General features: G+C 38.8%; 7 protein-coding genes and 1 pseudogene. 6 read left to right on the top strand and 2 right to left on the bottom strand.

The window, feature by feature from the left end; translation table 11 throughout:
* The first annotated feature begins 64 nt into the window (after window positions 1-64).
* The 4 genes from purE to FJR37_RS08475 all read left to right on the top strand — a co-directional run bounded on the left by purE (window position 65) and on the right by FJR37_RS08475 (window position 4,571).
* Window positions 65-580 carry a 5-(carboxyamino)imidazole ribonucleotide mutase gene (gene purE / locus FJR37_RS08460; protein ID WP_168465776.1) on the top strand — a complete coding sequence of 172 codons (516 nt, stop codon included), beginning with the start codon at window positions 65-67 and terminating at the stop codon, window positions 578-580.
* 193 nt (window positions 581-773) lie between these two features.
* The gene (fni, locus tag FJR37_RS08465; RefSeq protein ID WP_168465777.1) at window positions 774-1,829 is read left to right on the top strand and encodes a type 2 isopentenyl-diphosphate Delta-isomerase; all 1,056 of its coding nucleotides are present in this window, start codon (window positions 774-776) and stop codon (window positions 1,827-1,829) included.
* 63 nt (window positions 1,830-1,892) lie between these two features.
* Window positions 1,893-3,710 carry a signal peptide peptidase SppA gene (sppA, locus tag FJR37_RS08470; RefSeq protein WP_168465778.1) on the top strand — a complete coding sequence of 606 codons (1,818 nt, stop codon included), beginning with the start codon at window positions 1,893-1,895 and terminating at the stop codon, window positions 3,708-3,710.
* Between the two features lie 297 nt (window positions 3,711-4,007).
* On the top strand, window positions 4,008-4,571 hold the full coding sequence (locus FJR37_RS08475) for a Uma2 family endonuclease (protein WP_039200584.1): 564 nt from the start codon (window positions 4,008-4,010) through the stop codon (window positions 4,569-4,571).
* A gap of 50 nt (window positions 4,572-4,621) precedes the next feature.
* On the opposite strand, the gene FJR37_RS08480 is transcribed toward FJR37_RS08475, so the two are convergent.
* On the bottom strand, window positions 4,622-5,356 hold the full coding sequence (locus tag FJR37_RS08480) for a GDYXXLXY domain-containing protein (protein ID WP_168465779.1): 735 nt from the start codon (window positions 5,354-5,356) through the stop codon (window positions 4,622-4,624).
* A 682-nt stretch (window positions 5,357-6,038) separates the two neighbouring features.
* Window positions 6,039-7,487 (bottom strand): annotated as a pseudogene (locus FJR37_RS08485) (DUF2157 domain-containing protein); the annotation flags it as partial.
* A 235-nt stretch (window positions 7,488-7,722) separates the two neighbouring features.
* On the opposite strand from FJR37_RS08485, the gene FJR37_RS08490 reads away from it, so the two are divergent.
* Both FJR37_RS08490 and FJR37_RS08495 read left to right on the top strand, forming a co-directional pair.
* Window positions 7,723-8,676 (top strand): RsmB/NOP family class I SAM-dependent RNA methyltransferase, encoded by a 954-nt coding sequence (locus tag FJR37_RS08490; RefSeq protein WP_168465780.1) that lies wholly within the window; start codon window positions 7,723-7,725, stop codon window positions 8,674-8,676.
* Between the two features lie 421 nt (window positions 8,677-9,097).
* The coding region (locus FJR37_RS08495; RefSeq protein WP_174763404.1) for a PPC domain-containing protein at window positions 9,098-9,559 on the top strand (462 nt) is incomplete at its 3' end.

The following is a 9,559-nucleotide window of genomic DNA, read 5'->3' on the forward strand; positions in this document are numbered from 1 at the left end:
TTTTACTCCCCCAACTCCCCCTGTTCCCTGTTCCCTGTTCCCTGTTCCCTGTTCCCTAAATTATATGAGTCTTGAAGTTGGTATTATCATGGGTAGTGATTCCGATTTGCCCACAATGAAGGATGCGATCGCTATTTGTGAAGAATTTGGTATTGTAGTTGAAGTTGCCATTGTCTCTGCCCATCGTACCCCAGAACGGATGGTTGAATATGCTAAAACTGCACATCAACGCGGTATCAAGGTAATTATCGCTGGTGCTGGTGGTGCGGCACATCTCCCTGGTATGGTAGCATCTTTAACTCCTTTACCTGTGATTGGTGTTCCCGTCGCTACTCGGAATTTACAAGGTGTGGATTCTTTATATTCTATAGTGCAAATGCCAGCAGGAATACCCGTCGCTACTGTCGCTATTGGGAATTCTAAAAACGCTGGACTTTTAGCTGTACAAATTCTTGCTACTCACCAACCAGAATTACTGGAAAAAGTTCAAGTTTATCGGCAAAGTCTTTGTAATATGGTCATGGAAAAGCAAGCTAAACTAGATCAGCTTGGATATGAAAAATATTTACAACAACAATAGATAGATATTTACACCAGGCGGTTAGAAACCGCGTCTACACAGGCAAAACCCACCTGCGTGGGTTAAGATTTATTAGTCCATGAAAACGGACTTTGTTTATGTAGCCGCGTATCCCTAACGGGAGGCGAAGCCATATTGTATTCGCCAGGGCTTAGTGCAAAATATAAATATTCACATAACTCCATATTAAGTCGTGAACCATCCTATCAACACCTCAGCCCAAACCCAAAATCGCAAAGCAGATCATATCCGCATCTGTTTAGAAGATAATGTCCAATCTCCAGTAACTACCACTGGTTTAGAAAAATATCGCTTTACTCATGCTTGTTTACCGGAAATTGATGGTAAAGATATTGATGTGAGTACGACATTTTTGGGAAAACATCTCCATGCACCTTTGTTAATTTCTTCCATGACGGGAGGTACAGAACAAGCGGGAATTATTAACCGTCGTCTGGCTGAAGTTGCCCAAGAATACAAATTAGCAATGGGTGTAGGATCTGTAAGAGTAGCAGTGGAAAAACCTCAAGTTGCGGATACTTTTGCCATTCGTAAATATGCGCCCGATATTCTCCTCTTTGCTAATTTAGGCGCGGTACAGCTTAATTATGAATATGGTATTGATGAATGTTTACGAATTGTTGATCTGGTCGAAGCTGATGCTTTGATTTTACATATTAACCCTTTGCAGGAATTCATTCAACCCAGGGGTGATACTAATTTTTATGGATTGCTTGACAAAATATCTGACTTGTGTAACGATTTGCCAGTTCCCGTAATTGCCAAAGAAGTAGGTAATGGAATTTCCGCAACTATGGCAGAAAAACTGATAGCTGTGGGAGTGCAAGCTATTGATGTGGCTGGCGCTGGTGGTACGTCTTGGGCAATGGTTGAAAGTGAACGGGCAGAAACTGCCTTACAGCGGCGTTTGGGGCAAACATTTGGGGACTGGGGGATACCCACAGCCGATTGTATTGCCAGTATTCGGGAGCATGATCCCGATGTTCCCTTAATTGCTTCTGGGGGCTTACGCAATGGTTTAGATGTGGCTAAAGCGATCGCTCTAGGGGCTGATATTGCTGGTTTAGCAATGCCCTTTCTCAAAGCAGCGGCAGTATCGGAAGCGGCTGTAGTAGAATTAACAGAGGTTTTAATTGCCGAAATCACCACCGTATTATTTTGCACTGCCAATAGCAACCTGTATAAATTAAAGCAATCTCAGAGTTTACAACGAACAACTGACCACTGACAACGAACAACTGACAACGAACAACTGACAACGAACAACTGACAACTGACTTATAAATAACTAATGACTAATTTTCTTAAACAAACCTTAGCAAGTTTAATTGGTAGTTTACTAGGACTGACAATTTTTTCTGGAGTCAGCACACTGGGATTCTTATTAATATTAATTGCGGTTGCTAGTTCTCAAAGTTCAGCCCCAACAGTCAAAGATAAGTCAGTTTTAGTTTTCGACTTGTCTATGAAAATCACCGATAGTGAACCTAATTCCAGCCAACTTTTGCAAAAAACTTTTAGCGGGGTTGAAGAAAATAACATCACACTTCGCAAAGTTGTAGAAACCTTAGATAAAGCCGGACGTGATCAAAAAATTGTAGGTATTTATATAGATGGAACTAATGCTAATAGTGCAGTTGGTTATGCTTCCTTGAAAGAAATCCGTCAAGCATTAGAAAAATTCCGCAAAACCGGCAAAAAAATTATTGCCTATAGTACAGATTGGAGTGAAAAAGAATATTATCTAAGTTCCGTAGCCAATCAAGTTATAGTTAATCCTATGGGAGCAATGGAAATGAACGGTTTAAGTTCACAACCAATGTTCTTAGCGGGAGCATTTGAAAAATACGGCGTTGGTGTGCAGATTGTGCGGGTAGGTAAATTTAAGGGTGCAGTAGAACCGTTAATCCTCAATAAACTCAGCCCAGAGAACCGGGAACAAACCCAGAAATTGTTAGATGATGTGTGGGGAGAGTGGCGGAAATCTGTAGGTGCAAGCAGAAACATTCTACCGCAGAAATTGCAAGCGATCGCTAATAGTCAATCAATTTTAGAAGCCACAGAAGCTAAATCTAATAGTCTAGTAGATACAATTGCTTATGAAGATCAAGTATTCACCGACTTAAAAAAATTAACTGGTAACAGTAAAAAAGATCAAACATTCACAAAAATCAGCTTGGCTAATTATGCCGAAGTTCCCGGAAAATCCTCAAATTCAGATCATAAAATTGCCATTGTTTATGCAGAAGGAGAAATAGTTAACGGTAGCGGTGACGAAGGACAAATTGGCGGTGATAACTTTGCAAAAATATTCTCAAAAATTCGCCAAAATGATCAAATCAAAGCAGTAGTTTTAAGAATTAATAGCCCTGGTGGTAGTGCTACCGCAGCCGAAATCATGCAGCGAGAAATCAAATTAACTCGTCAAATCAAACCCGTCATCGTTTCTATGGGAGATGTAGCTGCTTCTGGTGGTTATTGGATTGCAAGTGATTCCAACCGCATTTTTGCCCAAGCTAATACCATTACAGGTTCTATAGGTGTCTTTGGCGTATTATTTAATGGTCAAAAACTAGGCAATAATAATGGCATAACTTGGGATAGCGTAAAAACGGCTCAGTATGCAGATCAACAAACCATTTCCCGTCCTAAATCACCTCAAGAATTAGCAGTTTATCAACGCAGTGTTGACCGCATTTATAATCTATTCTTGCAGAAAGTTTCCCAAGGACGGAAAATTCCCACTGCAAAAGTAGCAGAAATCGCCCAAGGACGAGTTTGGTCAGGAACAGCAGCCAAACAAATCGGTCTAGTTGATGAAATTGGTGGTTTAAATGTAGCCATTGAATATGCAGCTAAACAAGCGAAATTAGGAACTGATTGGGAAATACAAGAATATCCGCGAAGTACAACCTTTGCAGAAAAGTTATTTGGTAAAAAATTAGATCAAACAAAAGCCAAATTAGGCATAGAAAAAACCCAAACTAAAAACTCAAACCCCTTAATAAATGAACTAGAAAAATTCCAACAGGAAATCAAAACCTTGCAAACAATGAATGATCCTCAAGGAATTTATACTCGCTTACCAATTAACTTTAAAATTGAATAAGTAGGTTGGCGTTAAAAATTGTCGTTGGGGCAAGGGAACAGGGAACAGGGAACAGGAAGAGGGTTTGGGCGATTTTACTTTTCGTTACATATTTCGGTTTTTTTCCGTTCACCTACTTAGGTAATTGGTAATTGGTAGTTAACGAGGATTAAACTATTGCTAAAATTACAAAATATAGCGATTATTGGTCGAATAAAATATAGTCGAGGGCGCAGAAGAAAGCGCCTCTACTGTCTTTAAAGTTTAAAACTGTACCTCACTGATTTTAACCCAGAAAAATTACACTAATAAACTGACATGAACACTGTTACCCTAAATCTAGATCCAGTTGTTCGCCTTACAGATGATCAGTTTTACCAACTCTGTATGGCTAATAAAGATGTAAACTTAGAACTCAATGCACAGGGAGAATTAATTATCGTGCCACCAGTAGGAGGAGAAAGCGGCCGTAGTGAATCTGATTTAAATTTCAAAGTAAGTCTTTGGAACTACAAAACCCAATTAGGAATAGTATTTAGTTCCTCTACTATTTTTCAACTTCCTAATGGTGCAAAACGTTCTCCTGATGTTGCTTGGGTAAAATTAGATCGGTGGGAAGCACTAACTGTTGAAGAAAGAGAAAAATTTCCCCCACTCGCACCTGATTTTGTCATTGAACTGAGATCAAAAACAGACAGACTTAAAACCCTGCAAGAAAAATGCACCGAATATATAAATAATGGCGTGCGTTTGTGTTGGTTAATTAATCCCTACGATAAACAAGTAGAAATTTACCGACTGGAACAACCTGTAGAAATTGTTCAATTTCCTGTATTACTGTCTGGAGAAGATGTGTTATTAGGGTTTGAATTACAATTTTGAAATCCACAAACAATTTATCTTGAGGTGGGCATTGCCCACCCTCAATAATGCTATTGAAAACGATAATTGCGATCGCCACGTTCACCATTCGCATCTCTTATGGATAAACCAATGGGAATAGCATTACCTTGAGGATCTACTTTTACCCTCACTAAAATTGGTTGTTGTCTACCATTCCTGGCTTCCTGAATTTGCGAAATATCCTCATTAATCTGTTGTCTTTGTTCTTCAGGAATGAAATAGTCTTCTAACCCATAATTAATCAAACCGTCTTGATAATTACCTTTTAAAGCTACCTGATTATTAGATAAATAAACAGGACGATTACTACTTACCCGGATAGGTTTCCAAGACTGAAGTTCATTTCTATCAAAAGATTGTCGTTCTTGCAAAATTAAATATAAGATACTCCCTGGGGCAATTTGTCTACCCCTGCGAGAATTTCTTCGCAACCAGTCATTCCAACCCGGCAATCTTCTCAAAGTTTCAGGACGGGAAATATTATAATCTAAGTTCAATGAAGAACCCCTGACAACATCATTAGAATCTACAGGTACAGTTTGCAAAATTACTGTCTTACCCGTCATATCTGTATACATTGCCTGAGAAGGTACAGCCAGAATTAAACCTACTTGAACCAATAAAGGGGCAATTAATCGCCAAATCGGTAAAGGTTTATTAGCCTTCTGTTCTGTAGCAATGAGATAATCCCGAAAGGTCAATTTTTCGGAAAATTCCATTTCTGGAGTGAAGGTTTTTTTTGATTCAGGGAAGTCATTTTTCATGGGATTGATTTAGTTAGTAATTGGTAATTGGTAATAGATAATAGGAAAAAATACTTTTCCCATTCCTGCTAATTTTTCGATAGGAATTTATCCGCAGAGATTTATATAGAAAGAACTCAGATTTAATTTTTTGTGCGTAAGTAGAAAGGCGTAAAAAAGTCGAACTCAGGTGTCTGAATTTTGATTGAGAATTATCCTATTACTTTCTACTTCGATAATCACCTCCACTATTGCCTCTGTTATCTCTCTCCCTTTCTCTATCCCTCTCCCTCTCTCTATTTCTCTCGCTTTCTCTATCTCTATCTCTCTCTCTACTATCGTTAGTGCCTCCACTACCACTCCGATAATCACTGCTACTATTGCTTCTGTTATCACCTCTACTATCGTTAGTGCCTCCACTACCACTCCGATAATCACTGCTACTATTGCTTTTGTTATCGCCTCTACTGTCGTTAGTGCCTCCACTACCACCACTATTCCCGCTATTCCCGCTACCACCACTATTCCCGCTATTCCCGCTACCACCACTATTCCCGCTATTCCCGCTACCACCACTATTTCCACTATTCCCGCTATTTCCACTATTCCCGCTACCACCACTATTTCCACTATTTCCGCTACCACCGCTATTCCCACTACCACCGCCATTCCCACTACCACCACTATTCCCGCTACCACCGCCATTACTAGTTTTAGAAGTAGTAAAGCGACGTTCAAACCAAAGTCCGGCAGCAATGAGAGAATAACCGCAAATACCAAATACTAAAGCCCGGAAAAGAACCTCAGTATTATATTCTAAAACCCGGCTGATAATTTGCAGGGTAAATAATAACATACCACACCAAAATGCGGCTCTTTTTCGTAATTTCAACCCTTCTTGAACTAATCCCCAGGCTAATATTGCCAATAAAACATTGAAGATGAAAATGCCTAGTTCGGTAATTCTGCTGATAGCTTGATGCCAAAAAGGAGTAATCAGAATAAACCCTAAAAAAGTAGTAATAATGCCAAGTCTGAAAAATACTTCTCGTCGAAGTGGACTATTGCTTTGACGAATTAGAAACAACCATTGTAAAACTGCCAAACCGCTGAGAATCCCTAAATCAATAATTGGCAAAGATGGTAATACATTCGATGAATTACTAGTTGAATTGAAGGGATTTAAAAATGATAAACTGCCACTAGAGTCAACCGATTCCCATTGCCAACGGAAAGATAAAAGATAAAAAACCACACCAAAGCAAATCAAGCCAAAATTACGTGCCAGGGGTTGAAACAATCTATAATTAACTGTGGGAAAAAGTAAATCGTCATAACTCCAAAGTAAGGCAGGTGGTAAAGCCAACGCAAAGGAAGCTATCCAAGAAGCTGCATCAGAAAATGTTAAGAGTGGTAAAGGTCTGAGGTTATATTGCAAAGATATAATAAATGCCACAACTCCTATGCCAAAAATCCACCGGGATCTGCAAATATAAGCTAAGGGAACAAACAGTAACCATGATAGTAAGGGCATATGGCGCACAGCTAACCGCGCCCAAGTCACTTCCCCAGATTCAGATCCTAAATTACCAATTCCTATCCAGTAACCGATTTGAATGAGGACAATAGCCATAATTCCCAAAGAATTGAGGGAAAGACTATAAGCCATAACTAACACCCCAAACCCCCAAGCTAAAAATAACTCAGAAGCTGAACCGCTAATATTGAATATTTGCGCCATTAACATGAGGGTTGCCCCTAAAATAAAAGCACTGAGAATTAACAATGCTTCTCCGAGTACCCGTTTACCCTCTTGAGATTTTTTACCTTGATTTGTGGTAAGTGTAGGTTCTCGCCAAGTCAAAAACCCAGTAATGGCTGTGGAGAGAAATAAACTCATTAACAAGATAAACTTAACGTCCCGTGACCAACCTTGCCAATTTGCGCCCACAAGGGTCATTAAACCTAAGCCTAATAATAAACCGCCGATGACAATGGCAATGACACCAAAACTATCACGGGTAGATTCTTCTATTTTATTAAATTGATGCCGCTTGGCTATTTGGTCGTACTGGGAAGAACTAATAATTCCTTCGTCTCGCCAACGTTGTGATTCTTGGCGCAGTTTTTGCTGAAAATTGTTAAATATCATGACCTCTCCGGTACATAAGTGTAACACCAAATCTAAAATCGTAATTTGGCATGAGTTTGACAAACATTAACAAAACAAGGTTAGCCTCTAGCTAAAAGCCAGAAGCCATAACAGACGAACTTTGCAAACGCCATGTAAATATCGGTCAATGTCTTTTTAGTATGCAGCCAAATATATTGATTGCATTGTTCTCATGTAACAGTTTCTCTTCTGATTTAATTTGGTAGAAATTAATATGGAAAAGCCTTCTAATTTATTGCTTAAAGTTACGCGACAGTTATTTACAAATGTAGATGAACAAACAAAGTTTATAGATGCTTTAGTTCATCCCCAACCTTTTGCACCTTGCATTCTTTGGTGTCAAGATAAACCAGAGATTTCGCCTTTTTCAGTGCAAACGCCAACACATTGGCAACCGCATTTTGTAGACCGTTTATCTTTGGGAGAAAAACCTGGTAAGCATTCTCTTCATGAACAAGGATCTTTTTATTGTTTAGATTTTTCTTCGGTATTTTCTGCTTCGGTTTTGTTGGCTATTCCTGAATCAATATCTATGGTTTTTGATATGTGTGCTGCCCCTGGTGGTAAGAGTGTGTTTGCTTGGAGGGCTTTAAAACCTGATTTGCTAATTACTAATGAGGTGATTGGTAAGCGGTTGGGAATGCTGATTTCTAATTTAAAACGTTGTCAAATTAAGCCCAGTGGGGTAGTAAATAGAGATTCGAGTATTTTTGCAGAATTGTTGCCTGCTTCGAGTAATTTGGTGATGGTTGATGCCCCTTGTACTGGGCAATCTCTATTAGCTAAAAATGAGAAAGCACCAGGATGTTTTCACTCAACTTCAATTAATAAAAGTGCCAATCGTCAAAAACGCATTATTGCTAATTCTGCCCAAGTTGTTGCCCCTCAAGGTTATTTAGCATATATGACTTGCACCTATTCCCCTGAAGAAAATGAGCAGGTTTGTGAATGGTTTTTGGAACGGTTTCCGCATTTTCAAGCTGTGAAAGTTGATCATTTATCTACTTTTCAATCTCGTTTAACTAGCATTCCTTGTTATCGGATGTTTCCGCAATATCGGTTGGGTGCGGGTGCGTTTACGGCGTTGTTTAAAAATACGATGGAAGGTGATGCGAAGGGGGTTGATTTAGAGTCTATGTCTGCTATGTGGAGATATCAAAGTATGTAATATTTTTTCGGGATGGAATTCTCATGCTATAGAAACAAAGCCCACCTGCGTGTGATTTACATTTTTTTCTCACGCAGAATCACGAATAAGTATTAAGATTTACAAATTAAAATAAGTCGTCATCAGGTAAATCAAGGCTTTTACGTCATTTTTGCGTAATTTTTGCATAATTTAGTATAACTTTTTTAATAGAATAGTATTTTTTACTGTAGTCAAGTTGGCATAAATCATTTTATGTTTATGTAGTGACACTGACGATATCCAAAAAATACTGATTTTTTGGATATCGTCAGTGTCAGTAGGACTAATATTTAATCTTTGAAGTACACCTAAGATGAGCATTGCCGACTAGAATCTGGATACAGTCTGCATTGCCCACCCTACGTAAGCAAGATTTTCATAAATTATTTAGGGGTGCATTATGTTTGATAATTCTGAAAAGTCTTTTGATTCCTCTTTACCAGGATTGGGTAATTCCTTAACTTACCTGGATAAAGATCCTTTAAATCCTAATCCAGAGTTTGGTTTACAGCAACTTCCATCGTTAAATGCACCTCTTGATTATGCTGGAAATACCCGATCTAAAGCCCGTAATGTTGGTACTTTAACAAGTCTTCAGAGTTTTAATGATTGGGTAGGAAGTGCTGATACTAATGATTACTATAGTTTCAATGTGGGAACACAAAGTAACTTGAGTTTGAGTTTAACAGGCTTAACTGCCAATGCGGATGTTCAATTACTCAATAGTTCTGGTGGTGTAATTTCCACTTCTGCAAAAACTGGCACTACTTCTGAATCCATTACCAGTCTGTTGAATGCGGGAAGTTATTTTGTGCGGGTATATCGGTCTAGTGGCAACACTAACTACAGTTTGTCGTTAACT

This window comes from Aphanizomenon sp. UHCC 0183, from assembly GCF_009712065.1.
Taxonomy (GTDB): domain Bacteria; phylum Cyanobacteriota; class Cyanobacteriia; order Cyanobacteriales; family Nostocaceae; genus Dolichospermum; species Dolichospermum heterosporum.

Excerpts from the sequence above, each read along its gene's own strand:
- FJR37_RS08480 (WP_168465779.1), bottom strand. The coding sequence starts at position 5,356 with ATGAAAAATGACTTCCCTGAATCAAAAAAAACCTTCACTCCAGAAATG.
- FJR37_RS08475 (WP_039200584.1), top strand. The coding sequence starts at position 4,008 with ATGAACACTGTTACCCTAAATCTAGATCCAGTTGTTCGCCTTACAGAT.
- purE (WP_168465776.1), top strand. The coding sequence starts at position 65 with ATGAGTCTTGAAGTTGGTATTATCATGGGTAGTGATTCCGATTTGCCC.
- sppA (WP_168465778.1), top strand. The coding sequence starts at position 1,893 with ATGACTAATTTTCTTAAACAAACCTTAGCAAGTTTAATTGGTAGTTTA.
- FJR37_RS08490 (WP_168465780.1), top strand. The coding sequence starts at position 7,723 with ATGGAAAAGCCTTCTAATTTATTGCTTAAAGTTACGCGACAGTTATTT.